General features: G+C 63.1%; 26 protein-coding genes and 1 pseudogene. 16 read left to right on the top strand and 11 right to left on the bottom strand.

Annotation, left to right across the window (positions count from 1 at the left end; translation table 11 throughout):
* Positions 1-8: 8 nt before the first annotated feature.
* Both CLU88_RS04225 and CLU88_RS04220 read right to left on the bottom strand, forming a co-directional pair.
* Positions 9-1898, bottom strand: coding sequence for a long-chain fatty acid--CoA ligase (locus tag CLU88_RS04225; RefSeq protein WP_099655520.1), 1890 nt, complete (start codon positions 1896-1898; stop codon positions 9-11).
* Between the two features lie 191 nt (positions 1899-2089).
* Positions 2090-2725: a GntR family transcriptional regulator gene (locus tag CLU88_RS04220; protein WP_099655519.1), complete on the bottom strand. Its 636-nt coding sequence runs from the start codon at positions 2723-2725 to the stop codon at positions 2090-2092.
* 128 nt (positions 2726-2853) lie between these two features.
* Here CLU88_RS04220 and scpA point away from each other — a divergent pair, with 128 nt between their 5' ends.
* The 9 genes and pseudogenes from scpA (at position 2854) to CLU88_RS04180 (ending at position 12798) form a co-directional block, all read left to right on the top strand.
* A complete protein-coding gene (scpA, locus tag CLU88_RS04215; protein WP_099655518.1) occupies positions 2854-5025 on the top strand; it encodes a methylmalonyl-CoA mutase in 2172 nt (723 codons plus the stop codon).
* 161 nt (positions 5026-5186) lie between these two features.
* Positions 5187-5396 (top strand): annotated as a pseudogene (locus tag CLU88_RS23380) (GIY-YIG nuclease family protein); the annotation flags it as partial.
* A 282-nt stretch (positions 5397-5678) separates the two neighbouring features.
* On the top strand, positions 5679-6644 hold the full coding sequence (meaB, locus tag CLU88_RS04210; RefSeq protein ID WP_233205572.1) for a methylmalonyl Co-A mutase-associated GTPase MeaB: 966 nt from the start codon (positions 5679-5681) through the stop codon (positions 6642-6644).
* 35 nt (positions 6645-6679) lie between these two features.
* Positions 6680-8212, top strand: a complete 1533-nt coding sequence (locus CLU88_RS04205) for an acyl-CoA carboxylase subunit beta (protein WP_015014134.1) — start codon at positions 6680-6682, stop codon at positions 8210-8212.
* A gap of 15 nt (positions 8213-8227) precedes the next feature.
* Complete coding sequence (imm45, locus tag CLU88_RS22685) at positions 8228-8638, top strand: Imm45 family immunity protein (protein WP_143225944.1); 411 nt, start codon at positions 8228-8230, stop codon at positions 8636-8638.
* A gap of 9 nt (positions 8639-8647) precedes the next feature.
* Positions 8648-10696, top strand: coding sequence for an acetyl/propionyl/methylcrotonyl-CoA carboxylase subunit alpha (locus tag CLU88_RS04195; RefSeq protein ID WP_099655516.1), 2049 nt, complete (start codon positions 8648-8650; stop codon positions 10694-10696).
* On the top strand, positions 10693-11538 hold the full coding sequence (locus tag CLU88_RS04190) for a YdcF family protein (RefSeq protein ID WP_233205368.1): 846 nt from the start codon (positions 10693-10695) through the stop codon (positions 11536-11538). The genes CLU88_RS04195 and CLU88_RS04190 overlap by 4 nt, the downstream gene beginning before the upstream one ends.
* A 98-nt stretch (positions 11539-11636) precedes the next feature.
* Positions 11637-12107 (top strand): VOC family protein, encoded by a 471-nt coding sequence (locus tag CLU88_RS04185; protein WP_099655514.1) that lies wholly within the window; start codon positions 11637-11639, stop codon positions 12105-12107.
* A 184-nt stretch (positions 12108-12291) separates the two neighbouring features.
* The gene (locus CLU88_RS04180; RefSeq protein WP_158235578.1) at positions 12292-12798 is read left to right on the top strand and encodes a YegJ family protein; all 507 of its coding nucleotides are present in this window, start codon (positions 12292-12294) and stop codon (positions 12796-12798) included.
* A 124-nt stretch (positions 12799-12922) separates the two neighbouring features.
* Here CLU88_RS04180 and CLU88_RS22680 read toward each other — a convergent pair whose 3' ends face one another.
* Complete coding sequence (locus tag CLU88_RS22680; protein ID WP_143225943.1) at positions 12923-13180, bottom strand: hypothetical protein; 258 nt, start codon at positions 13178-13180, stop codon at positions 12923-12925.
* A gap of 122 nt (positions 13181-13302) precedes the next feature.
* Between CLU88_RS22680 and bioB the strand changes: the two genes are divergently transcribed.
* Positions 13303-14403, top strand: coding sequence for a biotin synthase BioB (gene bioB / locus CLU88_RS04175; protein WP_369827593.1), 1101 nt, complete (start codon positions 13303-13305; stop codon positions 14401-14403).
* Between the two features lie 36 nt (positions 14404-14439).
* Here the strand turns inward: bioB and CLU88_RS04170 are convergent, their stop codons facing one another.
* The 6 genes from CLU88_RS04170 to CLU88_RS04145 form a co-directional block, all read right to left on the bottom strand.
* Positions 14440-15630, bottom strand: a complete 1191-nt coding sequence (locus tag CLU88_RS04170) for a two-component system response regulator (RefSeq protein WP_099655512.1) — start codon at positions 15628-15630, stop codon at positions 14440-14442.
* Between the two features lie 52 nt (positions 15631-15682).
* Positions 15683-18721: a hybrid sensor histidine kinase/response regulator gene (locus CLU88_RS04165; RefSeq protein ID WP_099655511.1), complete on the bottom strand. Its 3039-nt coding sequence runs from the start codon at positions 18719-18721 to the stop codon at positions 15683-15685.
* 18 nt (positions 18722-18739) lie between these two features.
* Positions 18740-19276: a molybdopterin-dependent oxidoreductase gene (locus CLU88_RS04160; RefSeq protein ID WP_099655510.1), complete on the bottom strand. Its 537-nt coding sequence runs from the start codon at positions 19274-19276 to the stop codon at positions 18740-18742.
* A gap of 241 nt (positions 19277-19517) precedes the next feature.
* The gene (locus tag CLU88_RS04155) at positions 19518-19871 is read right to left on the bottom strand and encodes a carboxymuconolactone decarboxylase family protein (protein ID WP_099655509.1); all 354 of its coding nucleotides are present in this window, start codon (positions 19869-19871) and stop codon (positions 19518-19520) included.
* 29 nt (positions 19872-19900) lie between these two features.
* Positions 19901-20092: a DUF2892 domain-containing protein gene (locus tag CLU88_RS04150; RefSeq protein ID WP_099655508.1), complete on the bottom strand. Its 192-nt coding sequence runs from the start codon at positions 20090-20092 to the stop codon at positions 19901-19903.
* A 96-nt stretch (positions 20093-20188) separates the two neighbouring features.
* Positions 20189-21049, bottom strand: coding sequence for an MBL fold metallo-hydrolase (locus tag CLU88_RS04145; RefSeq protein ID WP_099655507.1), 861 nt, complete (start codon positions 21047-21049; stop codon positions 20189-20191).
* A 105-nt stretch (positions 21050-21154) separates the two neighbouring features.
* Between CLU88_RS04145 and CLU88_RS04140 the strand changes: the two genes are divergently transcribed.
* From CLU88_RS04140 to CLU88_RS04125, 4 genes are read left to right on the top strand one after another with little or no spacing between them, the layout of a single operon-like run.
* Positions 21155-21505, top strand: coding sequence for a helix-turn-helix transcriptional regulator (locus CLU88_RS04140; RefSeq protein WP_099658638.1), 351 nt, complete (start codon positions 21155-21157; stop codon positions 21503-21505).
* 2 nt (positions 21506-21507) lie between these two features.
* A complete protein-coding gene (locus tag CLU88_RS04135) occupies positions 21508-21939 on the top strand; it encodes a YeeE/YedE family protein (protein WP_099655506.1) in 432 nt (143 codons plus the stop codon).
* A gap of 33 nt (positions 21940-21972) precedes the next feature.
* Positions 21973-22413, top strand: coding sequence for a YeeE/YedE family protein (locus CLU88_RS04130; protein ID WP_099655505.1), 441 nt, complete (start codon positions 21973-21975; stop codon positions 22411-22413).
* A 1-nt stretch (position 22414) separates the two neighbouring features.
* On the top strand, positions 22415-22759 hold the full coding sequence (locus CLU88_RS04125) for a TIGR01244 family sulfur transferase (protein ID WP_099655504.1): 345 nt from the start codon (positions 22415-22417) through the stop codon (positions 22757-22759).
* 30 nt (positions 22760-22789) lie between these two features.
* Here the strand turns inward: CLU88_RS04125 and CLU88_RS23490 are convergent, their stop codons facing one another.
* Both CLU88_RS23490 and CLU88_RS23485 read right to left on the bottom strand, forming a co-directional pair.
* Positions 22790-23047, bottom strand: a complete 258-nt coding sequence (locus tag CLU88_RS23490) for a hypothetical protein (protein ID WP_199173418.1) — start codon at positions 23045-23047, stop codon at positions 22790-22792.
* 36 nt (positions 23048-23083) lie between these two features.
* The gene (locus CLU88_RS23485; protein WP_199173417.1) at positions 23084-23245 is read right to left on the bottom strand and encodes a hypothetical protein; all 162 of its coding nucleotides are present in this window, start codon (positions 23243-23245) and stop codon (positions 23084-23086) included.
* A 92-nt stretch (positions 23246-23337) separates the two neighbouring features.
* Here CLU88_RS23485 and CLU88_RS04115 point away from each other — a divergent pair, with 92 nt between their 5' ends.
* On the top strand, positions 23338-23955 hold the full coding sequence (locus CLU88_RS04115; protein WP_099655503.1) for a TetR/AcrR family transcriptional regulator: 618 nt from the start codon (positions 23338-23340) through the stop codon (positions 23953-23955).
* A gap of 97 nt (positions 23956-24052) precedes the next feature.
* Positions 24053-25054, top strand: a complete 1002-nt coding sequence (locus CLU88_RS04110; RefSeq protein WP_099655502.1) for an NADP-dependent oxidoreductase — start codon at positions 24053-24055, stop codon at positions 25052-25054.
* Positions 25055-25076 lie beyond the last annotated feature (22 nt).

The raw sequence follows: 25076 nt of genomic DNA, 5'->3' as shown, positions 1-25076 counted from the left end.
TCAGTGCGTCAACGCCCGCCGGGCTTTTGGTACATGCCTTCAATCGCTTGCTCAAAATGCCCCATCAGGTTGGTGCGCTTGAGCTTGAGGGTGGGCGTCATGAAGGTGTTCTCAATCGTCCAGGGCGCCAGCGTCAGGTGCACGGCGCGGGGCACGGCGTAGCGTGCAAAGCTGGCGGTGTTCTTTTCAATGCGGGCCAGCACGGCGCGGTGCACGCTGGGGTGCTGCAGGCTGTCGGCTTCTTGCGGGTTCAGCCCCAGGTCGGCGGCCAGGTGCTGCCATTCCCGCAGGTTGAGCACGGCCACGCAGGCAATGAAGGGGCGGTTCTCGCCCACCACAAAGGCTTGCTCCAGCAGCGGGTCGGCCAGCATGGCCAGCTCCAGGTCGCCCGGCGGGACCTTTTCGCCGGTGGAGGTGACGATGATTTCCTTGATACGGCCCTTGATATAGATGCGCCCGTTCACGATGTCCGCCTGGTCGCCCGTGCCCAGCCAGCCGTCGGCGTTCAAGATTTTGGCGGTGTCCTCTGGGCGCTTCCAGTAGCCCTTCATCACGATGGGGCCACGCACCTGCAGCTCGCGGTTCTCGCCAATGCGCACCTCCACGCCGGGCAGGGCCTTGCCCACGCAGGCGGGGTCGTTGTCTTCTGGCGCGTTGACCGACACCACGGGGGATGTCTCCGTCATGCCGTAGCCCTGGATCAGCGGCAGGCCCAGCCCTAAAAAGCACTTGGCAATGGTGGGTGACAGAGGGGCGCCGCCACTCACCGCCACCCGCACGCGGCCACCAAACTGGGCCATCAGCGGCGCAGCCACCAGGGCGCGCAGCAAGGGCCAGGGCAGGGCGGCCATCCAGCCTGCGGCCTTGGCATCGTCCGGGGCAGGGGCGGGCAGGCCCTGCGCGGCACAAAAGCGTGCCCAGCCCTTGCTTTGCGCGGCTTCGTACAGCTGCATTTTCCAGGGCGAGCGCGACAACTTTTCTTGCACCTTGGCATGGATGCGTTCGTAAATGCGGGGCACGGACACCAGCACCGTGGGGCGCACCGTGCGCAGGTCTTCCGCCAGCAGCGGCACTGACCGGGCATAGGCCACGCAGCTGCCCGCTGCAATGGGCAGGTAGTAGCCACCCGTGCGCTCAAACGTGTGCGAAAGCGGCAGGAACGACAGGAATACGTCTTGCGCCGTGGGGGCAATGCGCTCGAGCACCGCCTTCACATCGCTGACCACGTTGCGGTGCGTCAGCATCACGCCCTTGGGCTTGCCGGTGGTGCCAGAGGTGTAGACGATGGCCGCCAGGTCATCGGCCCCTGGGGGTGTGGGAGTGGGCCACTGGGCCAGCGAGGGGGCTTGGTCCGCCCCCTCCAGCCATTGCGCCAGTGAGCCGACCAAGGGGCCGTCCAGCGGCATTGAAGCGCCAGCCTTGTCTGCCGCGCTGGCCTCGTTTGCGGGGGCATCCTCATCCGTGAACACCACCGCGCGCAGGGCCGGGAAGGGCGTGCCCACAGCGCATATCTTGTCCCATTGGGCACGCTGGCCCAGGATGAGCATCGAAGCTTCGCAGTCGGCCAGGATGTAGGCAATGCTGCCGGGGTTGTCGATGGCATGCAGCGGCACGGGCACACAGCCCGTAGCCAAGGTGGACTGGTCTGCGCACAGTGCGTTCAGCCCATTGGGCAGCAGGATGGCGATGCGGGCGGCCTGGGGCAGTTGCATGGCGCCAATGGCCGCCGACCAGCGCTGCACCTGCAATGACGTGTGTTGCCAGCTCCAGCTCTCCCAGGCATGGGTGGCCGGGTTGAAGGCGCGATAGGCCTCGCCCTCAGGGGTGCTGGCCACGCGGTAGGCCAGGAGTTGGGGGAGCGTCTGGACGCTGGCGATGTCGCGAGGGGAGGGTGTCATGGGGCGGAGGAAAGCGGGGCGCCGGGAGGCTCTCTGCACGCATCGGATGGACCGTGTGCTCGGAGAGGACTTGGTACAAACCCTAATTTTGGGTGCCGGGCATGATAACCACCGTGCAGGCTTCGTTACGTCCTGCAATGACTGCTGTGCTCAGGAATGCTGCGCAGGTCCTGGCCCGCTCACGTCAGCCTTTATGTAGCGGCTTCCAGCCCCTGCGCAAAGTGCGTCTGCATGGCCTGCATGGTGCCGGCTGCGTCTCGCGCCAGCATGGCTTCCAGAATGGCCCGGTGCTCTGCCAACGAGTCCTCGATACGCCCTTGTTTGAACAGCGAGTTATGGCGGTTGAGCTTCATCACCTTGCGCAGGTCGGCCACCATCTGGCTGCGCCAGCGGTTGTCGGCCATCTCCAGCACCAGCATGTGAAAGCGCTCGTTGACGGCAAAGAATTTTTCGCGGTCGGCCACAGCACCTTCCAGCTCGGCGTGCAGCGCTTGCAGGGTCTGCTGCTGCTCGGGCGTGGCACGCTCGGCCACAACGCCTGCGGCGTCGCTCTCTAGCAGGCTGAGCAGGTGGTACACGTCGCGCAGGTCTTTTTCGCTCATCTCCGTCACATAGGCGCCACGGCGCACCTTCATCGTGACCAGGCCTTCGGCGGCCAGCACCTTTAGCGCCTCGCGCAGGGGGGTGCGGCTGATACCAAACTCTTCCGCAATCTTGAGCTCGTCAATCCAGCTGCCGGGCTGCAGCTCGCGCCGGAAGATGCGCTGGCGCAATTGCTCGGCAACTTCTTCGTAAAGCGCGCGGGGAGTAAGGGTGACAGCAGACATGGCCCGGATTGTAAGCTGGCTGGAATATTTTGAATCAATAATTATGAATGATGTAAACTCGCCGCCACATCGGGACCAGCCCTCGCGCCGTTTTACGCACCCACGCCATCTTCGGAGAAGCTTTCGCCATGAGTGACAAACCCCACAACAACGCCCCCGAGTTCGCTGCCGCTTCGCTAGAGGCATGGGCCAAGGCGGCGGCCAAGTCGGCCCCCGGTGGCGATGTGAACGCCTTGAACTGGGTGACACCCGACGGCATCACCGTCAAGCCGCTGTACACCGCCGAAGACACCGCCGGCCTGCCGTACGCCAACACCTTGCCCGGTTTCGAGCCCTACCTGCGCGGCCCCCAGGCCACCATGTATGCGGTGCGTCCCTGGACCATTCGCCAATACGCAGGTTTCTCGACCGCTGAAGAATCCAACGCCTTCTACCGCAAGGCGCTGGCCGCTGGCGGGCAGGGGGTGTCGGTGGCCTTCGACCTGGCCACCCACCGGGGCTACGACAGCGACCACCCCCGCGTGACGGGCGACGTGGGCAAGGCGGGCGTGGCCATCGACTCGGTCGAGGACATGAAGATACTGTTCGACCAGATTCCGCTCGACAAGGTCAGCGTGTCGATGACCATGAACGGCGCCGTGCTGCCCGTGCTGGCGGGCTATGTGGTGGCGGCGGAAGAGCAGGGCGTCTCGCAAGACCAACTCTCAGGAACCATTCAGAACGACATTCTGAAAGAGTTCATGGTGCGCAACACCTACATCTACCCGCCCAAGCCATCGATGCGCATCATCGGCGACATCATTGGCTACACGGCCAAGAACATGCCCAAGTTCAACTCGATCTCGATCTCGGGCTACCACATGCAGGAGGCGGGCGCCAACCAGGCGCTGGAGCTGGCCTTCACCCTGGCCGACGGCAAGGAGTATGTGAAGACCGCCATCGCCTCGGGCCTGGACGTGGACGAATTCGCCGGGCGGCTGAGCTTCTTCTGGGCCATCGGCATGAACTTTTACCTCGAAGTGGCCAAGATGCGCGCCGCGCGCCTGCTGTGGTGCCGCATCATGAAGGAGACCGGCGCCAAGAACCCCAAGAGCCTGATGCTGCGCACGCACTGCCAGACCTCGGGCTGGTCGCTGACGGAGCAGGACCCGTACAACAACATCGTGCGCACCACCATTGAGGCCATGGCCGCGGTGTTCGGCGGCACGCAGAGCCTGCACACCAATGCGCTCGACGAAGCCATTGCGCTGCCCACCGAGTTCAGCTCGCGCATCGCGCGCAACACGCAGCTCATCATCCAGGAAGAGACGCACATCACCAATGTGGTCGACCCCTGGGCCGGTAGCTACATGATGGAAAAGCTCACCCAGGACATGATGGATGCCGCCTGGAAGATCATCGAAGAGGTCGAGGCGATGGGCGGCATGACGCAGGCCGTGGACAGCGGCTGGGCCAAGCTCAAGATCGAAGCCGCCGCCGCGGAAAAGCAGGCGCGCATCGACAGCGGCAAAGACGTGATCGTGGGCGTCAACAAATACAAGCTCGCCAAGGAAGACCCGGTCGACATCCTGCAGATCGACAACATGAAGGTGCGCGACGGCCAGATTGAGCGGCTGAAAAATATCAGGTCAAAACGCGACGCAGCGCTTGTCCAGCAAGCGCTGGATGCTCTCACTTCTGCAGCAGAAGATGGCAGTGGCAACCTGCTGGATTTGGCCATCAAGGCGGTGCGCCTGCGCGCCACCGTGGGCGAAGTGTCGGACGCGCTCGAAAAGGTGTTTGGGCGCCACCGCGCCGATACGCAAAAGGTGACCGGTGTGTACGCAGCCGCTTATGACTCGGCCGAAGGCTGGGACAAACTCAAGACTGAAATCAACGCCTTTGCCGAAGAACAAGGCCGTCGCCCCCGCGTCATGATCGCCAAGTTGGGCCAGGACGGCCACGACCGGGGCGCCAAGGTGGTGGCCACCGCGTTTGCTGACTTAGGCTTTGACGTGGACATGGGCCCGCTGTTCCAGACGCCCGAGGAGTGCGCGCGCCAGGCCATCGAGAACGACGTGCACGCCGTGGGCGTGAGCACCCTGGCCGCAGGCCACAAAACGCTGGTGCCCGCCATCATCCAGTCGCTCAAGGACCAGGGTGCGGACGACATCATCGTGTTCGTGGGCGGGGTGATTCCTGCGCAAGACTATGAGCATCTGTACGAAGCGGGTGTGAAGGGCATCTATGGCCCTGGCACACCGATTCCGGCCAGCGCGAAGGATGTGCTGGAGCAGATTCGCAAGGCGGTGGCTGCTTGATGGCACACCTTGTCTCCACCCAATCCGTTCGGGCTGAGCTTGTCGAAGCCGGGGCACATGCCTGTAACGGCCTTCGACAGGCTCAGGCTGAACGGTCTGGGGTGGCTCAGGCTGAACGGTACGCAGTGGTGCGGGTGTCTGCGCAAATCAACGACTGAAACATGCGCCCCTTTTACGTCTACATCCTGCGCTGCGCCGACGGCTCTTACTACGTCGGCCACACCGACGACATGGTGCTGCGCATGCAGCAGCATGAAAACGGCGAGGTGGGCTACACGGCACTGCGAAAGCCACTGGAATTGATGTGGCAAGGTGAGTTTGAAACCCGCGAAGGGGCCCTGGCTTTTGAATTGCAGATCAAAGGCTGGTCACGGGCCAAGAAGGAAGCGTTGATGGCGGGTGATTGGGAGCGAGTTCAAGAGCTGGCCCAGTCGCATGGCAAGGTTGCGAGCTTGCCCCGGCTTCGACAGGCACAGCCCGAACGGGTGGGGGGGCACGGGATGCAGGGGGGCGGTGTAACCGGCCTCCCTCTTCAGGACGAAGCCTGCACACCCCCAACCGTTCAGCCTGAGCCTGTCGAAGGCCGGGCAAAACCCACGCACGCCCTGTTTGGGGGAGTCATCGGCCAACCAGGCCCCCTCCAGCGCCGCGCCATGTCCAAGGCCATCACGCTGCTCGAATCCACCCGCACTGACCACCGCGCGCAGGCGGACGAGCTGCTCACCGCGCTGCTCCCGCACACCGGCAAGGCCTTCCGCCTCGGCATCAGTGGCGTGCCCGGTGTAGGCAAATCCACCTTCATCGAAGCCTTAGGCCTGTACCTGATCGCCCAGGGCCACCGCGTGGCCGTGCTTACCATCGACCCGTCCAGCACCGTCTCGGGCGGCTCCATCCTGGGCGACAAGACGCGCATGGAACACCTGTCGGTGCACGAAAAAGCCTACATCCGCCCCAGCCCGTCGAGCGGCACCCTGGGCGGAGTCGCAGAGAAGACCCGCGAGGCCATGCTGGTCTGCGAGGCCGCAGGCTACGACGTGGTGATTGTCGAAACCGTGGGCGTGGGCCAGAGCGAGATTGCCGTGGCAGGCATGACGGACATGTTTGTGCTGATGCAACTGCCCAACGCGGGCGATGACTTGCAGGCCATCAAGAAGGGCGTGATGGAGATTGCCGACCTGGTGGTCATCAACAAGGCCGACATCGACAAGAACGCCGCCACGCGGGCCGAGGCGCAGATCACGTCGAGCCTGCGCCTACTGGGCCAGCACGGCAACCCCGAGAACGCGCACCACGACGAGACGCTGTGGCACCCCAAGGTCGTGCAGATTAGCGCGCTGCTGGGGCAGGGCGTGGACAGCTTCTGGGCCGCCGTCACGCAGTTCCGCCAGCTGCAAACCGCCAACGGCCGCCTGGCCACGCGGCGCGAGAAGCAGGCGCTGGCCTGGATGTGGGAACGCATCGACGCGGGCCTCAAGCTCGCGTTTCGCCAGCACCCGCAGGTCAAAGAGCTGCTGCCCCAGATGCAGGCCGATGTGGCCGCGGGGCGCATTGCGGCATCCACTGCAGCACGAAATCTGCTCCAAGCGCAATCAAATCATGCGCTGGCAGCTATCAAATAAATAGTAGACACCAACCCATTCACCAAAGGACGACCATGCAAGACATCCTGGATCAACTGGAGAAAAAGCGTGCGCTGGCACGCCTGGGCGGCGGGCAAAAGCGCATTGATGCGCAGCACGCCAAGGGCAAGCTCACCGCGCGCGAGCGCATCGAGCTGCTGCTGGACGACGGCACGTTCGAGGAATGGGACATGTTCGTCGAGCACCGCTGCACCGACTTTGGCATGGAGGACAACAAGATCCCCGGCGACGGTGTGGTGACGGGCTACGGCATGATCAACGGCCGCCTCGTGTTCGTGTTCAGCCAGGACTTCACGGTGTTTGGTGGTGCGCTGTCTGAAACCCATGCCGAGAAGATCTGCAAGGTGATGGACCAGGCCATGAAGGTTGGTGCGCCGGTCATCGGCCTCAACGACTCGGGCGGTGCGCGCATCCAGGAAGGTGTGGCGTCCCTGGGCGGTTATGCCGACGTGTTCCAGAAGAACGTGCTGGCCAGCGGCGTGATTCCGCAGATCAGCATGATCATGGGCCCCAGCGCCGGTGGCGCCGTGTACTCGCCCGCCATGACGGACTTCATCTTCATGGTGAAGGACAGCTCGTACATGTTCGTCACCGGTCCCGAAGTGGTGAAGACCGTGACGCACGAAGAAGTGACGGCCGAGGAACTGGGCGGTGCCGTGACGCACACCACCAAGAGCGGTGTGGCCGACATGGCGTTTGAGAACGACGTGGAGGCGCTGATGATGCTGCGCCGCCTGTACAACTACCTGCCGCTCAACAACCGCGAAAAGGCCCCGGTGCGCCCCAGCAACGACCCGGCCGACCGCATGGACCTGAGCCTGGACACCCTGGTGCCCGAGAACCCCAACAAGCCCTACGACATGAAGGAGCTGATCCTCAAGACGGTGGACGATGGGGACTTTTTCGAGCTGCAGCCCGAGTACGCCAAGAACATCATCATCGGCTTTGCCCGCATGGAAGGCCAGACCGTGGGCATCGTGGCCAATCAGCCGCTGGTGCTGGCCGGTTGCCTGGACATCAAGTCGAGCATCAAGGCCGCGCGCTTTGTGCGCTTTTGTGATGCGTTCAACATCCCGGTCGTCACCTTTGTGGACGTGCCCGGCTTCATGCCCGGCACCAGCCAGGAGTACGGCGGCATCATCAAGCACGGCGCCAAGCTGCTGTACGCATACGCCGAGTGCACCGTGCCCAAGATCACTGTCATCACCCGCAAGGCCTACGGCGGCGCGTACGACGTGATGAGCAGCAAGCACCTGCGCGGCGACGTGAACCTGGCCTGGCCCAACGCCGAGATTGCGGTGATGGGCGCCAAGGGCGCGGTGGAAATCATCTTCCGCGAAGACAAGAACGACCCCGTGAAGCTGGCCGCGCGCGAGGCGGAATACAAGCAGCGCTTTGCCAACCCGTTTGTCGCCGGTGCACGCGGCTTTATCGACGACGTGATCCTGCCGCATGAGACACGCAAGCGCATCTGCCGGTCGCTGGTGATGCTGCGCGACAAGAAGCTGGAAAACCCATGGCGCAAGCACGGCAACATTCCGCTGTGATCTGAGAGCTTGAGCATGGACACCGCTGATCTTCAGCCTCAAATTCGCGCCGATTGGCAGCCGCTGTCGCAGTTGGTGGTGCCAGGGCTTTGGCGCGGAACTGTGCTTCGAATTACGGCTGCTCAGTGGCCATACGAGCCAGTCGTTGATTTGATGTGTCTGGAGTCACGGGTCTCCGATTGCGGTTTGAGTTTGATTGTCTGTACGGGGCAAAAAGCTGGGCTTACGCTGATCGAACTTCCTCTGGAAGCGAAGTTTCAGCCTGACGCAAGCTCTTTGTCTGTTGAATGGCTCAGGGCGAATTGGGGACGATGGATCTATCCAGAATGCTCGGTGGAGCAAGTGCTGGTGATTCCTCAATACCTAAGCAATATGTGTATCAACCACCGCGAAGCCGCCGCTTCGCGGGATCTCCAAGTTGAGTAGGGCAAAGCAATGTTTACAAAAATTCTCATCGCCAACCGTGGCGAAATCGCCTGCCGAGTGATTGCAACGGCCAAGAAAATGGGTATCGCCACCGTCGCCGTCTACTCCGACGCCGACAAGGAAGCCCGCCACGTCAAGCTGGCCGACGAGGCCGTGCACATTGGCGCCGCGCCCTCGCGCGAGTCCTACCTGCTGGCCGACAAGATCATTGCCGCCTGCAAGCAGACCGGCGCGCAGGCCGTGCACCCCGGCTATGGTTTCCTCTCGGAAAACGAAGCCTTTGCCAAGCGCTGCGAGGACGAGGGCATTGCCTTCATCGGCCCCAAGGCGCATTCCATTGCGGCCATGGGCGACAAGATCGCGTCCAAGAAGCTCGCCAACGAGGCCAAGGTCAACACCATCCCTGGCTACAACGATGCGATTGCAGGCCCCGAGCAGGCGGTGGAAATCGCCAAGGGCATTGGCTACCCCGTGATGATCAAGGCCTCGGCCGGCGGCGGCGGCAAGGGCCTGCGCGTGGCGTTCAATGACAAGGAAGCGTTTGAAGGTTTCACCAGCTGCCAGAACGAGGCCCGCAACAGCTTTGGCGACGACCGCATCTTCATCGAGAAGTTTGTGCAGGAGCCACGCCACATCGAGATCCAGGTGCTGGGCGATTCGCACGGCAACGTGATCTACCTGAACGAGCGCGAATGCTCCATCCAGCGCCGCCACCAGAAGGTGATCGAAGAGGCGCCATCGCCCTTCATCAGCGATGCCACCCGCAAGGCCATGGGCGAGCAGGCGGTGCAACTGGCCAAGGCCGTGAAGTACCAGAGCGCGGGCACGGTGGAGTTTGTGGTCGGCAAGGACCAGGACTTCTACTTCCTCGAAATGAATACCCGCCTGCAGGTGGAGCACCCGGTGACGGAGTGCATCACTGGCCTGGACCTGGTGGAGCTGATGATCCGCGTGGCCGCGGGCGAGAAGCTGCCCCTCACGCAAGCCGATGTGAAGCGCGACGGCTGGGCCATTGAGTGCCGCATCAACGCCGAAGACCCTTTCCGCAACTTCCTGCCGTCCACTGGCCGCCTGGTGCGCTTTCAGCCGCCGGAGGAATCCATGTTCCAGTCCGACACCAGCAAAAAGCTGGGCGTGCGGGTGGACACGGGCGTGTATGAGGGCGGCGAGATCCCCATGTACTACGACTCGATGATCGCCAAGCTCATCGTGCACGGCACGGACCGCAACGACGCGATTGCCAAGATGCGCGCGGCGCTGAACGGCTTTGTGATCCGGGGCATCAGCAGCAACATCCCGTTCCAGGCGGCATTGCTGGCGCACCCCAAGTTCGTGACGGGCGACTTCAACACCGGCTTTATCGCCGAGAACTACGGCAAGGGCTTCCACGCCGAAGATGTGCCGCACAGCGACCCGCTGTTCCTGGTGGCGCTGGCCGCGTTCATGAACCGCCGCTACCGTGCACGCGCCTCCGGCATCAGCGGCCAGCTGGCCGGCCACGAGGTGAAGGTGGGCGAGCAGTTTGTGGTGGTCACGCTGGGGGCTGAGGGCCAGAACCAGCACCACGAGGTGACGGTGTCTGACTTTGAAGACAAATCGGGCTCCAGCGCCATCCAGGTGGGTGATAACAGCTATCAGATCAGTAGCAACGCCACGCTGGGGCAGATCCGTGTGCAGGGCGCCTGCAACGGCCAGGGCTTCACGGCCCAGGTGGAGCGCGGCGTGGGCAAGAACCCGCTGGCGCTGCGCATTGCACACAACGGCACGCAGATCGACACGCTGGTGCTGTCGCCGCTGGGCGCCAAGCTGCACAAGCTCATGCCTTTCAAGGCTCCGCCAGATCTCTCCAAGTTCCTGCTCTCGCCCATGCCCGGCCTGCTGGTCGATGTGGCGGTGCAGCCCGGCCAGAAGGTGCAGGCGGGTGAAAAGCTGGCGGTGATCGAGGCCATGAAGATGGAGAACATCCTCTTTGCCGCACAGGACGGCGTGGTCGGCAAGATCACGGCGGGCAAGGGCGAGTCGCTGGCGGTGGACCAGATCATTCTGGAATTCCAGTGACCCAGCCCTTGGGTATGGCGGCCCGCACTGTCGGACACGGTGGTGCGCGCCGCCGTGGCTGGCCTTGGGCGCGCATCGCCTGCCTGTTGGTGGGTGGCGTGTTGCTTGCCGATGCCCTGGTGCTGATGGCCATGGGCTTTTTCATGGTGGGCGTGACCGTGCCTGCGGCCCTGGGGCTGGTGCTGTGCTTTGTGGGCGCGCGCTGGCACGGGGTGCGGGACGGGGTTCACCGTTTGCGCTGGGGCCGCCTGGCGTGGCGCACAGGCTGGCTCTTGCTGGCGGCGTGGGCGTGCAGCGTGGGGGTGTTCTGGGCCGTGCTGGTGCAGCAGGTGAACGCCTTGGGCCAGGCTGACAAGGCGGTAACTCCGCAGGCCATCGTGGTGCTGGGCAGTGGCACGCCCAAGGGGCAGCCGTCGCCCGCGTTGCGGGCGCGGCTGGACACAGCGCATGCGCTGGCGGCTGCGCACCCGCAGGCCTGGGTGGTGGTGTCGGGCGGGGTGGACTTTGGCGAAACGCTGAGCGAAGGCCAGGTCATGGGCAACTACCTGCGCGAGCAGGGCCTGGACCCCGCGCGCATCCTTCAGGAAGAGCGCAGCACCAGCACCGAGCTGAACCTGCAATACAGCCTGCCATTGCTGCAAGCCCAGGGCTTGGGGCTGGACTCTGCCGTGGCGGTGGTGACCAGCGAATTTCACACCCTGCGCGCCCAGCGCATTGCCCAGAAGATCGGCTACACCCGCGCCCTGGCCGTGGCGGCGCCCACACCGCTTTACATCCGCTACAACGCTTGGCTGCGCGAGTATTTCGCCATGGCCAGCAGCTGGTTGCTGCGTGAGCTGTGAGCGGGGATGTGGCCCATATTTCAGTTCATATTTCAAATCAAATGGGCCTCTAACGCTTATCCAAAAAGCGCTAGCAGCTATCAATTCAGGAGTAAATCATGAGCGCTAGTACCCGCCCGTTCAAAGTCCTCGGCATCCAGCAAGTCGCCATTGGAGGCACAGACAAGCAGCGCATGAAAACCCTGTGGGTTGACATGCTGGGCCTGACACAAACCGGCACCTTCCAGAGCGAGCGCGAGAACGTGGACGAAGACATTCTGGCCATGGGCAAGGGCGCCTTCAAGGTGGAGGTGGACATCATGCAGCCCCTGGACATTGACAAGAAACCCGCCGTGCACACCACGCCGCTCAACCACATTGGCCTGTGGATCGACGACCTGACCAAGGCGGTGGAATGGCTCACCGCCAAAGGCGTGCGCTTTGCGCCTGGTGGCATCCGAAAGGGCGCCGCAGGCTACGACATCACGTTTTTGCACCCCAAGAGCAATGATGAGTTTCCGATTGCGGGCGAGGGTGTGTTGATTGAGCTGGTACAGGCGCCTGCGGATGTGATTGCCGCATTGGGCTGAGCCGCTGCGCTGACGGCGCCAAAGCCAACGCCTTGCTGCCTCGCGCAGCAAGGCGTTTTGTTTTGGCGCGCCATCGTGTGCAGTTTTTCACCCTTGGGACCAGGCCGTTCGTGCAGCCCGGGGCACGGCGCTTTGCACCGTTTTACATTCGCAGCTTCTTTGTTCAAGCCTTGTGCGAATGCCCATGAAACTCTCTTTGCTGGCCGTCGGTGCGGTCTCGGTGTTGATGACCTTCTCTTTGCCCACCCAGGCACAAAGCCAGGGGCAGGGGGGCAAGATCAAGGACAAGGTCTACAACATTTCTTCGCAAGACGCGGAAATGGAAGAAGCGATTGGCAAGGCCCGCGCCACGCTGGATGACTTTTTGAAGATCCACGCCAAGCCGCCCGCAGGCGCTGACGGCTTCAAGATCAAGGTGAAGTTCTCAGGGGGCGGCAACGACGAGCACATCTGGGTCACGCCGTTCCAGGTCACTTCCAAAGGCTTCACTGGCACCCTGGCGGGCCAGCCCCGCTATGTCACGCACCTGGAGAACGGGCAGAGCGTGCAGTTCACCCGGGCCGATGTGTCGGACTGGGGCTATGTGCAGGGCGGCAAGCAAAAGGGCAGCTACACCGTGTGCGTCATGTTCAAACACATGCCAGCCGCCGACGCTCAGCGCTACCGCCGCGACTACGGTTTTGAGTGCTGAGCCTGGGCAGAGGGCTGTGTGAGGGGGCATGAGGCCGCTGGGTACAGCCTCTGCCATCTTTTCGCTGCGGTTTTCGCCAATGGGCGGCCATCACGCAGGCATCGCAGGCCAAATCCACCCAACTTCACGTGCAAACCTGCGCTATCTCCCAGTGCTTGCCCTGCGTGTTAACCGCAGTTGGCGCAGGGATGTCTGCAGTTACCGCTGGGTCTTGCAAAGCGGAGCAAGCTGCGTATTCAATTGCATCGAAGTTGGCGTCAACGGCTGTCTTTGTGTTCAGAAAAATCACTGAAATTGCCTGCTGATAAAGCGCCATTTTTCTTGGCACTTTTTGTGACCCTGTGGCGCGCTGCTGCACCTTTTTTCGTTTGAGAATCCGCACTTCATCGCGATGCGTGGCCCAAGCCGTAACCCCCCGCTGGGGCCGCTGACATCGCATCACCCTCATTGCCCGCGTGCCGCTTTGTGCGGCAGGTGCAGGCAGATGCATTGAAGGAGCACCCCATGTCCGGATTCACCCCCCCTACTGCCGCCACGCCACAGGCTGTGCAGTTGCACCGCCGCCCCGCAGCCATGCCGCAGCCTGCAGGCCCCTGGTCGGTCGAGGCCATCCAGGCGCTGCTCGACAAGCCTTTGATGGACCTGCTGTTTGAAGCGCAGACCGTGCACCGCCAGCACTGGCCCGCTGGCGACATTGAGCTGGCCACGCTGCTGTCGGTCAAGACTGGGGGCTGCCCTGAAAACTGCGGCTACTGCCCGCAGGCCGCCGAGTTCGACACCGGCGTGAAGGCCGACAAGCTGATGGAGGTGGATGAGGTGGTGCGCGCCGCCCAGGCCGCCAAGGACGCCGGGGCCACACGCTTTTGCATGGGAGCCGCCTGGCGCGCGCCCAAGGACCGCGACATTGAAAAAGTCAGCGCCCTGATTGGCGCGGTGAAGGGCCTGGGCCTGCAGACCTGCGCCACGCTGGGCATGCTCGAATCGCACCAGGCGCAGGCGCTGAAAGACGCGGGGCTGGATTACTACAACCACAACCTGGACACGGCCCCCGAGTACTACACCGACGTGGTCAGCACCCGTGCCTACCAGGACCGGCTGGACACGCTGCAGAACGTGCGCAGCGCAGGCATCAGCGTGTGCTGCGGCGGCATTGTGGGCATGGGCGAGGCACCCGTGCACCGCGCGGGCCTGATTGCGCAGCTGGCCAACCTGCAGCCGTACCCCGAATCCGTGCCCATCAACAGCCTGGTGCGCGTGCCGGGCACGCCCCTGGCCGACAGTGACCCCATCGACCCGTTTGACTTTGTGCGCGTGATTGCCGTGGCCCGCATCACCATGCCCAAGGCGCGCGTGCGCTTGTCGGCTGGGCGCCAGCAAATGGGCGAAGCCGTGCAGGCGCTGTGCTTCATGGCCGGTGCCAACTCCATCTTTTATGGCGACAAGCTGCTGGTGACGGGCAACCCCGATGTGGATGCCGACGTGCAGCTGCTGGCTAAGCTGGGGCTGAACGGGCACCGCACCCAGGCCCAAGAGGACTGCGTGACGGGCGGCGTGAAGGACGGCGCAGCACACCACGCTGTGCCGTGCGATAGCACCTGCGGCTGAGACACGGCGCGGGGCGGGTGAGACGGCCCGGGCAGACTACTTGCGGGTGTCCAGCACGATGGTTTCGATGGCCTCGGCGGGCAGATCGGCCGCCATGCGGTCGACTTCCTGGTGCAGTGCGGGCTCGCCATCGGCAAAGCGCAAGGCGATGCGCCGAAACTCCTCAGACAGCGTCAAAAAAGCGTCCACCATGTCAGGGTCGAAGTGGCTGCCGCGCCCGTCCTGGATGATCTGCACCGCTTGCTCATGGCTGTAGGCCGGCTTGTACACGCGCACCGAGATCAGTGCGTCGTACACATCGGCCACGGCCATGAGGCGGGCAGACAGTGGAATGGTGTTGCCCACCAGGCCCAGGGGGTAGCCTGAGCCGTCCCATTTTTCCTGGTGGCTGTAGGTGATCTCTTTGGCGTAGCGAAAAAACGGGTTGTCTTGTGTGGTCTCGCGCTCGGCCGACAAGATGGCTTCCAGCCCCAGCGTCGTGTGCGTCTTCATCACTTCAAACTCTTCGGGGGTGAGTGGGCCGGGCTTGAGCAGGATGCGGTCTGGAATGCCCACTTTGCCAATGTCGTGCAGCGGGGCGGACTTGAAGATCATGGCGATGGCCGCTTCGCTCAGCTCTTCTGCAAAGCGCGGGTGGTTTTGCAGCTTGCGCGCCAGCGCCTCTACATAGTGCTGGGTGCGGCGGATGTGGTTGCCGGTTTCGTTGTCGCGGGTTTCGGCCAGTGAGGCCATGGCACGGATGGTCACGTCCTGCAGCTCGGCCACCTGGCGGGTACGGCGGGCCACCTCTTGCTCCAGGTAGTGGTTGTGGTGGGCCAGCAGGTCGCGGGCGCGCTTGAGCTGCAGGTGGTTGCGCACCCGCGCCAGCGTGATGGCGGGGTTGATGGGCTTGGTGATGTAGTCCACCGCGCCCAGTTCCAGACCGGTGGTTTCGTCGTCTGACGCGCTCATGGCGGTGAGGAAGATGACGGGAATGTCTTCGGTCTCGGGGTTGAACTGCAGTCGCCGCAGCACCTCATAGCCGTCCATGTCCGGCATCATGATGTCCAGCAGGATCAGATCGGGCTTGCTCTCGCCCGCCACAATTTGCAGGGCCCGCTCGCCACTGGGGGCCAGTTTGACCTTGTAGTCCGCGCGCAGCAGGCCGCTCATCAGCGAGAGGTTGTCGGGCGTGTCGTCCACGACCAGCACGGTGCATTTGCCGTTGGGTTCGAGTGGGCTGTTCATGGCGGACCTCCTTGTGCGTTGTGGTTATCTATCGTTCAGGCGTTCAGGGTGTTCAAGCAATAGCCTTGGCATCTGCATGGGGCACGGTGCGCAGGGCGGCCAGGGCTTCGACCAGTTGGTAGTTGTCCAGCGCCCGCTCCATCTCGGCATACACGGGCCCCAGGGCCGCGCGCAGGGCGGGGGCCGATTCCTTGAACAGCTCGATGGCGTCTGAGTCGTCGTCGGCCAGCAGTGCGTCCAGCCGCTCCAGCAGCTGCGAGGTGGCTGCGCTGGAGGTTGGTGCTTCTGGCACATCGGCTGGCTCAGCAGCCTCCCGGGGCAGGGCGCTTTGCAAGGCCGCCACCAAAGTGTTGCAGGCGGTTTCGGCTGACTGCAGCAGCGCTTCGATGGTGCTATCGGGCTGGCCCTGGGCCAAGGCCTGTTCGGCTGCCTCGGCCAGTGTTGCCAGTGGGCTGGCTCCGATGGTGCCTGCCGTGCCTTTGAGCGTGTGCATGCTGCGCTGCGCGGCATCGCGCTGCCCCGCCGCCAGTTGGCTGCGCGTGGTGGCAATGGCCGATGCCTGCCCCGCCACAAACTTGCGCAGCAGCGCCACGTAGGCGACCCGTTTATCGAGCACGCGCCGCAGGCCTGCGGCGGTGTCCAGCCCGTGGATGCGCTCTAACGGGTCGTCCGCGGGCGGCTCGGTGGCATCGGTGCTGGGCGGTGCGGGTGTGCCATGTCCTGCGGCCGGGGCTGCAGGTGGCGCTTCGATGGTGCGCGGTGCAATCCAGCGCAGCAGGGTGGCAAACAGCTCGTCTGGGTCGATGGGTTTGGCGATGTGGCCGTTCATGCCCGCCTGCAGGCATTTTTCGCGGTCGGTGCTCATGGCGTTGGCCGTCATGGCCAGCACGGGCAACTGGGCCCAGGCGGGGTTTTCGCGCAGAAGGCGGGTGGCGGTCAGCCCGTCCATCACGGGCATCTGCATGTCCATCAGCACGGCGTCGTAAGCGGTGTGGGCGAGCTTGTCGAGCGCCACCTGGCCGTTGTCTGCCACGTCCACCACGAGGCCTGCGTCGGTCAGCAGGTCTGCCCCCACTTGCTGGTTGAGGTCGTTGTCGTCCACCAGCAAAACCCGGGCGCCCTGGATGGCCTGCAGCACCGACGCACTGCTGTGCGAATGCGGTGCCTGGCGCACCTCGGTGCGCAGGCCGCCCAGGGCCTGCATGGCCGCATCCAGCAACTGCGAGGGGCTGACAGGCTTGGTGAGCATGAGTGCAATGCCGCTGCGCTCCAGCTCTTTGCGGGCCTCTTCGCGCCCATGGGCGGTGACGATGACGGGCACCGGCGGCTGGGGCAGCTGCGCGAGCTGCTGGTGGGTCTCGAACCCGTCCATGCCCGGCATCTTCCAGTCGAGAAAGGCAATTTCAAACGGAGCGCCTGCGGCTGCAGCGCTGCGGGCCAGGGCCACGGCCTCCTGGCCGCTGCGGGCGGTGGTGACGACGAAGCTCATGCGCCCCAGCAGCACCGACAGGATGTGGCGGGCCTGGTCGCTGTCGTCGGCCACCAGAACCCTGCGCCCGCGCAGGTCGGGCGAGGGCAGCAGGGGTTGCTGGCGGGCCTCGCTCAGCCCCAGGCGGGCGGTGAACCAGAAGGTGCTGCCTTGCCCGGGGGCGCTGGTGACGCCCACGGCGCCGCCCATGAGCTCTGCCAGGCTTTTGGAGATGGCCAGCCCCAGGCCGGTGCCGCCGTATTTGCGGGTGGTGGACGAGTCGGCCTGCTCAAACGAGCGAAACAGGCGGGACTGCTGCTCGGGGGTGAGCCCGATGCCGGTGTCTTGCACCTCAAAGCGCAGCACCAGGGTGTTGTCGTCCGCGCTGTCTTGGCGCACGCGCACCACGATCTCGCCCTGGTCGGTGAACTTGACGGCGTTGTTGGCGTAGTTCACCAAGATTTGCCCCAGCCGCAGCGGATCGCCGCGCAGGTTGTCGGGCAGGTCGGGGTCCACGTCAAATATCAACTCCAGCCCTTTGGCGGCGCATTTGTCGCCAATCAGGTTGGCCACGTTGTCCAGCACACCGCGCAGGTCAAAGTCCAGCACTTCCACTTCCAGCTTGCCCGCCTCGATCTTGCTGAAGTCGAGGATGTCGTTGATCAGCCCCAGCAGGTGGTGGCCGGAGCGCTGGATTTTTTGCACGTAGTCGCGCTGGCGCGCCGTCAGCTCGGTGCCCAGCACCAGGTGGCTCATGCCGATGACGGCGTTCATGGGGGTGCGGATTTCATGGCTCATGTTGGCCAGAAAGTCCGACTTCATCTGCGAGGCGTCTTCGGCCTTGGCGCGGGCGATGACCAGCTCTTCCTCGTGCTCGCGCAGGGCTTCGTTGGCCTGCTGCAGTTCGGTGGTGCGCTGGGCCACGCGTGCTTCCAGTGCCTCTTCGTTGCGCTTGAGGGCTTCGACCAACTCGGCCTGTGCCAGCATGGCCTGGGATTTGGCCCGCTCACGCGCCACAAACTGGCCTGCCATGGCAAACGCCAGCAAAAACGTGAGCAGCGCCTGAAAGCTGGTCAGCCCGGTGGTCATCAGCGTCTGGTTCTGCACTTCTTCATTGCGCTGGTCGCCCAGCAGGGCCGACAGGCGCGAGGCATTCAAGGCCAGCTCTTGCACCGTCTCGCGCAGCTCGGCCAGCTGGGTGCGCAACAGGCGCATGTTCTTTTGGCCCGATGGCACGTCCACGCTCTGGCCAAAGTAGTCATCGCCCGCAGCGACGAACTGTTGCAGCGCCCGCAGCGCTTGCCCGTAGATGGGCTCGTTTTGCATCAAGATGCGGGCGCTGCCGCTTTCGAGCGCACTGAAGCGGCTGAGGAACAGGTCGTAGCGCAGTGCCACGGCGTCCAGCGAGGTGCTTTCAGGGTCCAGCACAAACTGGTGCAGCGCGTGGTCCAGGCGCTCGTATTCCACATTGAGCTGCAAAAACGACCACAGCGCATTCACGTCGCCACGGCGCATCACGGCTTCCACGCTGCGGTACTGCTGGTATTGCACCGCCGCAATGGCCACGTAGGCCAGCACCAGGCTGGCGATGATGAGTTTCAGGAAGTGCTTGCTGCGCAGCATGCGGGCCTCCTGATGGCGTTAACGGATGCGCAGCGCGTTGAGCTGCCAGGCGGCGCGGTTGTAGTACAGCTCGGTGCGCAACTCGGCCTTCGTGTCAAAGGGGTAGATGATGAACAGCGGGCCTTTCTCGCGCACGGGCATGGGGCGGTTGTTCATCAGCCGGGCCACGATCACCTCATGCCGATGCACATCGTCCATCGGGATTTCCGTCTTGTAGTCATTGAGCGCCACTGCCGTGATGGCATTGCCCTTGCTGCCCGCAGCGGCCAGCACATCGCGCAGCAGAGGGCCAGTGAAGGTGACGGCGTCGGGGTACCACGGGGTGCGGGTGGTGAAGGTGTGCTGGGGCAGCTTCTCCAGCATGGGCATATCGAACTGCGCTTTGGCCCCCAGGTTGGGCGCGCTGATGTTGCCCTCTACCGTGAGCACCACGGGGCCGGTGGGCTTGTCCAGCGCCTGGGCCACATGGCTTAGCAGCAACAGTGGCGCAGCGCATAACAAAGCGCGCAAGGCCCAGGTGCGCAGCGCGCTGCGTTTGCGGTGGTCGGCAGCCATATGACTCTCTCCCTGTACGTAGCGGCCTTGCTGCCGGGGTGGTGCAAGCTTCTTGGCAATATGTAAGTTATATCAGCCAATTGTTAAACACGTAAGGGGAATTTGCGCGATGGGCCCGTGCGTGGCATCCGGCGCAGGCTCCGCAGCCAGCCACTACCTGGGCGGCGCTAGTGGGGAGATTTGCTGTAAAAATGGTAGCTTCTCACGCTTTATTATCAAGCGCTAGCGCCCATTTTTATGCTCAATGGCTGGCGACTGCGAGCTTGTCCCAAGCCGCCAGGGCTTCGGCGGTGTACATGAGCGAGGGGCCGCCGCCCATGTACACGCACACGCCCAGCATCTCTTCCACCTCTTGGCGGGTGGCACCCAGTTTGAGCAAGGCCTTGACGTGAAAGCCGATGCACCCTGAGCAGCGCTGGCTGACGCCAATGGCCAGTGCAATCAGCTCTTTGTGCTTGGCGCCCAGCGCGCCCTCGGCCATGGCGGCCTGCGCCAGCTGCGAAAAGCCCCGCATGGTGTCGGGCTGGGTCTTGCGGAAGGTGGACAGGCTTTCATTGATGCCTTGCATCAGGCCTGCGTGGTCAAACGTGCTCATGGATGGGCCTTTTCTGTGCTTTTTATGGGTTATTTGTTCAGAGGGCAGGTGTTGATGCCCAGCAGGGTGTACGCCGGGCAAAAGCGGAACAGCCCGGTGGCCAAGGGAATCACGCCCAGCCAGCCCCACCAGCCCACCACCCCCGTTGCGGCCAGCGCAATCAGCACCAGGCCTGCCACGATGCGCAGCGCGCGGTCCACGGTTCCTACATTGAATTTCATGGTTTCTTTCCTCCGGGTTGTCGGGGCGCCTTGGAGGGCGCCCTGGTGATGCCTTTGCAGCACGGCGCTGCAAAGGGTTGCGTGGGGCTGGCGGCGTTACAGGGCGTTCAGCGGAATCTTCAGATAGGCCACGCCGTTGTCCTCGGCCGGGGGCAGGGCGCCCGCGCGGATGTTGACTTGCACGGCTGGCAGGATCAGCGCTGGCATCTCCAGCGAGGCGTCGCGGCGGGTGCGCAGGCTGACAAATTCAGCTTCTGTGACACCGTCGTGCAGGTGGATGTTGTGCGCCCGCTGGTCGGCCACGGTGCATTGCCAGGTAGGCTGACGGCCAGGCGGCGGGTAGTCGTGGCACATGAACAGGCGCGTGTCTGGTGGCAGGCTTAGCAGCTTGCGCACGGATTGGTACAGGTGGTGCGCATTGCCGCCCGGGAAGTCGCAGCGCGCGGTGCCCACATCGGGCATGAACAGGGTGTCGCCCACAAACACCGAATCCCCCACCTGGAAGGCCATGCAGGCCGGGGTGTGCCCGGGCACCGACAGGGCCTGGGCTTGCAGTTTGCCGATGGCAAACACTTCACCGTCCTGGAGCAAGTGGTCGAACTGGCGGCCGTCGGGCTGGAATGCAGGCTCCAGGTGAAAGATGCCTTTGAACACCTTTTGCACCTGTGTGATGGCGGCGCCGATGGCCATTTTTCCGCCCACTTTTCCCCGCAGGTAGTGGGCGGCAGAGAGGTGGTCGGCATGGGCATGGGTTTCCAGAATCCACTGCACCGTGAGCGACTGCTGCGCCACAAAGGCCAGCAGCGCATCGGCTGAGCGGGTGCTGGTGCGGCCCGACTTGGCATCGTAGTCCAGTACCGAATCCACCAGGGCACAGTGGCCGCCGGGTTGGTCGTAGACCACGTAACTCACCGTCCAGGTGGCTGCGTCAAAGAATGCTTTCACGGTGGGGTTCACGTTGAATGCCTCACGTCTTCAATTAAGTTAAAGATAGTATGTTGACTGATATATTGTTTGTCAATAGACTATCGTCAATGAAATTAAAAACCGGAGCCGATGCCCATGACCGCTGAAACCCACGCCACCATGGACCTGGAGACCCTGCGTAGCTCGGCAGATGCCGCTTGCCGCCTGATGAAAGCTCTCTCTAACCCCGACCGCCTGCTGCTGCTGTGCCAATTGACCGAAGGCGAAAAGCGCGTGGGCGAGCTCGAGGCATTGGTGGGCATTGGCCAGCCCACGCTGTCTCAGCAACTGGGGGTGCTGCGGGAAGAGGGCCTTGTCAGCACCCGGCGCGAGGGAAAGAACATTTACTACGCCATTGCCAGCCCCCAGGCGCTGGCGGTGATGGGGGTGCTGTTTGAACAGTTTTGCGCCCCCGCTGCAGCGGCCGCAACCAACGAGGAGGATTGAACATGACCATCGATTGGAGCCATTTCACGCCCTGGATGTCGCTGGCTGGCGGGCTGATGCTGGGCGTGGCCGCCGCCGTGTTCGTGCTCGTCAACGGGCGCATTCTGGGCATCAGCGGCATTGTGGGTGGGCTGCTGCGGCCCCGTGCGGGCGATGTGGGCTGGCGGCTGTCGTTTGTGCTGGGCATGGTGGCCGCACCAGCCTTGTGGTTTGCGCTGGCGGGCTCCGTTGCTGTGCGGGTGGATGCCAGCTGGGCCATGGTGCTGGTTGCGGGTTTGCTGGTGGGCATGGGCACCCGCTACGGGTCGGGCTGCACCAGTGGGCATGGGGTGTGTGGCCTGTCGCGCCTGTCGCCGCGCTCTTTGGTGGCGACCGTGTCGTTCATGGGCGCAGGGTTTGTGGCTGTGTATGTGGTGCGCCATTGGCTGGGCTGATGTCCAGCAGCGCCAAGTTTTGAAAGACTTGAAATGAAAAACCGTCTGTCTGAGTTTTTGGTGGGCCTGCTCTTTGGCCTGGGCTTGATCCTGTCGGGCATGACCGACCCCGGCAAGGTGCTGGGCTTTCTTGATCTGGCGGGGCTGTGGGACCCTTCGTTGGCCTTTGTCATGGGCGGGGCCATTGCCGTAGGTGCTTTTGCATTTGCCGTGGCCAAAAAACGCACCCGCAGCTTTTTGGGAGGGGCCATGCATGTGCCCACCGCGCGGGATATAGACAAGCGCCTGGTGCTGGGCAGCCTGGTGTTTGGCGTGGGCTGGGGGCTGGCGGGCTTTTGCCCGGGCCCAGCCATCGTCTCGGCTGCCGCAGGCCAGCCCAAGGCCATGGCCTTTGTCGCGGCCATGCTGGCAGGCATGTGGCTTTTTGAGGTGTTGGAGCGCCAAGCCCAACGCACTTCCACCAAGGGACATTGAAATGGCGCCTTCCTTCATCGCTGTGACGCAAGACTTTGCCGTGTCACCCCAATTGCAGGCGCAAGACATGGCGCAGGTTGCATCGCAAGGCTACAAAACCGTGGTGAACAATCGCCCGGACGAAGAGGGCGGCCCCGCCCAGCCGCGCAGCGCAGACCTGGCCGGGGCCGCACAAGCAGCGGGCTTGCAATATGTTTATCTGCCTGTGGTGGGCGGGGCCATCACGGCCGAGCAAGCCCAGGCCATGGGTGAGGTGCTGCGCACCATGCCCAGTCCCGTCCTGGCGTTTTGCCGATCCGGGGCGCGGTCCGCCCAGCTGTTCAGCCTGGCGCAGGCCGCGTTTTGAGGGTTTGGTTTGAGTGCGTTGTGGGTGTTTTCAGGCGGTATCATCCTGACGCTCCAACAGCGACGCTGCGGGGTTGCTGCCTGACGCCCTGAAGTAGCCCAGCACGCTCGCCACACTCCGGTGGCCCGTCATGGCAATGGTGTCTGCGAGGGGAATGTTTTGCGTGGTGGCTTCCGTCACAAAGCCCGAGCGCAAAGAATGTGCTGAGTACACATCAGGCAAACCAGCGGCTGTGGCGCGTCGGCGAACAATGTCCCGCACGGACGCTGCGGACAGCGGTGCGCCCACGCTACCGCCTTTCTTGGCCTGCCTGAAGATGGCGCCTTATTGAATGCCCGATGCCTTCAGCCATGCCTGCAGGGCTTCAGCGGCCAGGCCTTCCAGGGGCTTGTAGTTCTCGGGCCGGTCTGCCGCGCTCTGGTTGGTCTTGGAGTGGGTGAGGGCGTAAGTGAACGATGCGGGCCTCGTCTTGCGCAGGCTTTTCATATCGGCTGCCGCCACTTCAGAGCGCCGCCGCCCACCCGTGGATTAGGTTTATATAGAAATCAACAATTTTGCGGATTGTCTTTGTATGATGTATGATGGTCGTCATGCGAAATTCATCCGTTAATTTGCGAGCAGCTGCCAAGGAAGCCTCCCGCGAGCGCATAGTGAATGCTGCCGCCAAAGCCATTCGCCGCAGTGGCTATGACGGAACGGGCGTGGCCGACATCATGAAAGAAGCGGGACTGACGCATGGTGCCTTTTATGCTCACTTTGAGTCCCGTGAAGCCATGCTGGCTGAAGCGGCAGACCGAGCAGGTGCTGAAGCCAACGCTCTCGCCGCGAGCATTGTTGGGGCGGTTCCGTATGATCAGGCACTGCAGGCTCTGATACAGGTGTATCTCTCCAAAGAGCATTTGGTGAACATTGAGACGGGCTGCCCCAATTCAGCTTTGTGCTCTGAAATGCCGCGCCAATCTCCCGAAGTGCGTCTTGCCGCCACGCGCCGCATCAAAGAGATGGTTGATTTGATCGCTCGCCAGTTTCCGGACTGGGGGCAGCCAAGTGCCCACGAACGTGCGCTGGTGACCATGGCTACTTTGGTTGGCACCTTGGTGCTGGCCCGTGCTGTCGATGACGCTGCCTTGTCAGACGCGTGGTGTAACGCCACGCTGAAAAGCTTGGCTTCTGGCAAAACTCAAGTCGAGGGCTGATTTTTTTTGCCATGATATATGATAATCATCATGTGAAATTGCGAGCGGCACACGCCGCCATTTCATACCACTCCCCATTTTGAGAACGGGAAAAACCATGCAAGCATTCATCGTCGAGCGTTATGGAAAAAAGAGCGCATTGAAGCAGGCAGACATGCCAACCCCTGAGTTGCGCGATGACGAGGTTTTGGTTGAGGTGCATGCCGCCGGCGTCAACCTGATCGACTCCAAAATCCGTGGCGGGGAATTCAAGCTCATCCTGCCTTACCGCACGCCTTTTGTCCTGGGCCACGATGTGGCTGGCGTGGTGGCCCGGATTGGTCCCCGTGTACGGCAATTCAAAGTGGGCGACGAGGTGTACTCCAGGCCTGATGACTTGCGCATCGGTACCTTCGCAGAGTTTGTCGCGGTCAAGGAAAGTTCCCTCGCGCTCAAGCCCAAGAATCTCACCATGGAAGAAGCCGCCTCCGTACCCCTTGTGGGATTGACGGTCTGGCAGGCGCTCGTCGAAAAGGCCAAGCTCAAGAAGGGCCAGAAGGTCTTTATCCAAGCGGGATCGGGTGGTGTGGGCACTTTTGCCATCCAATTGGCCAAACAACTGGGCGCTACTGTGGCCACCACCACCAGCACAAGCAACGTGGCTTGGGTGCAAGACCTCGGTGCTGATGTCGTCATCGACTACAAGAAAGAGGATTTCGAAAAGATCCTGAGCGGCTATGACGTCGTCCTGAACAGTCAGGATGGCAAGACACTCGCCAAGTCTTTGAATGTGCTCAGGCCCGGCGGGAAACTCATCACTATTTCCGGCCCCGCTGATCCCGCGTTTGCCGAAGAGATCAAAGCCCCCTGGTTTGTGAAGCAGGTGATAAGTCTTTTGAGCATGGGGGCCCGAAGAATGGCGAAACGTCTCGGTGTGGACTTCTCATTCCTTTTCATGCAGGCCAACGGGAGTCAACTCAAGCAAATCACATCGCTCATCGAATCGGGTGCCATTCGTCCGGTTGTTGACAAGGTGTTTGCGTTTGCCGCCACCAACGATGCCTTGGCCTATGTCGAAAGTGGACGGGCCAAAGGCAAGGTCGTGATCAAAGTTCGTTAAGCCGTGGCTGCTGCCAATCGCA

It is taken from the genome of Acidovorax sp. 56, assembly GCF_002749705.1.
Lineage (GTDB): Bacteria > Pseudomonadota > Gammaproteobacteria > Burkholderiales > Burkholderiaceae_C > Acidovorax.
This window is presented reverse-complemented; position numbering and strand designations above follow the sequence as displayed.

Coding starts and splice junctions, on each gene's coding strand:
- CLU88_RS04225 (WP_099655520.1), bottom strand. CDS start 1,898: ATGACACCCTCCCCTCGCGACATCGCCAGCGTCCAGACGCTCCCCCAA.
- CLU88_RS04220 (WP_099655519.1), bottom strand. CDS start 2,725: ATGTCTGCTGTCACCCTTACTCCCCGCGCGCTTTACGAAGAAGTTGCC.
- scpA (WP_099655518.1), top strand. CDS start 2,854: ATGAGTGACAAACCCCACAACAACGCCCCCGAGTTCGCTGCCGCTTCG.
- meaB (WP_233205572.1), top strand. CDS start 5,679: ATGTCCAAGGCCATCACGCTGCTCGAATCCACCCGCACTGACCACCGC.
- CLU88_RS04205 (WP_015014134.1), top strand. CDS start 6,680: ATGCAAGACATCCTGGATCAACTGGAGAAAAAGCGTGCGCTGGCACGC.
- imm45 (WP_143225944.1), top strand. CDS start 8,228: ATGGACACCGCTGATCTTCAGCCTCAAATTCGCGCCGATTGGCAGCCG.
- CLU88_RS04195 (WP_099655516.1), top strand. CDS start 8,648: ATGTTTACAAAAATTCTCATCGCCAACCGTGGCGAAATCGCCTGCCGA.
- CLU88_RS04185 (WP_099655514.1), top strand. CDS start 11,637: ATGAGCGCTAGTACCCGCCCGTTCAAAGTCCTCGGCATCCAGCAAGTC.
- CLU88_RS04180 (WP_158235578.1), top strand. CDS start 12,292: ATGAAACTCTCTTTGCTGGCCGTCGGTGCGGTCTCGGTGTTGATGACC.
- bioB (WP_369827593.1), top strand. CDS start 13,303: ATGTCCGGATTCACCCCCCCTACTGCCGCCACGCCACAGGCTGTGCAG.
- CLU88_RS04170 (WP_099655512.1), bottom strand. CDS start 15,630: ATGAACAGCCCACTCGAACCCAACGGCAAATGCACCGTGCTGGTCGTG.
- CLU88_RS04165 (WP_099655511.1), bottom strand. CDS start 18,721: ATGCTGCGCAGCAAGCACTTCCTGAAACTCATCATCGCCAGCCTGGTG.
- CLU88_RS04160 (WP_099655510.1), bottom strand. CDS start 19,276: ATGGCTGCCGACCACCGCAAACGCAGCGCGCTGCGCACCTGGGCCTTG.
- CLU88_RS04155 (WP_099655509.1), bottom strand. CDS start 19,871: ATGAGCACGTTTGACCACGCAGGCCTGATGCAAGGCATCAATGAAAGC.
- CLU88_RS04150 (WP_099655508.1), bottom strand. CDS start 20,092: ATGAAATTCAATGTAGGAACCGTGGACCGCGCGCTGCGCATCGTGGCA.
- CLU88_RS04140 (WP_099658638.1), top strand. CDS start 21,155: ATGACCGCTGAAACCCACGCCACCATGGACCTGGAGACCCTGCGTAGC.
- CLU88_RS04135 (WP_099655506.1), top strand. CDS start 21,508: ATGACCATCGATTGGAGCCATTTCACGCCCTGGATGTCGCTGGCTGGC.
- CLU88_RS04130 (WP_099655505.1), top strand. CDS start 21,973: ATGAAAAACCGTCTGTCTGAGTTTTTGGTGGGCCTGCTCTTTGGCCTG.
- CLU88_RS04125 (WP_099655504.1), top strand. CDS start 22,415: ATGGCGCCTTCCTTCATCGCTGTGACGCAAGACTTTGCCGTGTCACCC.
- CLU88_RS23485 (WP_199173417.1), bottom strand. CDS start 23,245: ATGAAAAGCCTGCGCAAGACGAGGCCCGCATCGTTCACTTACGCCCTC.
- CLU88_RS04115 (WP_099655503.1), top strand. CDS start 23,338: ATGATGGTCGTCATGCGAAATTCATCCGTTAATTTGCGAGCAGCTGCC.
- CLU88_RS04110 (WP_099655502.1), top strand. CDS start 24,053: ATGCAAGCATTCATCGTCGAGCGTTATGGAAAAAAGAGCGCATTGAAG.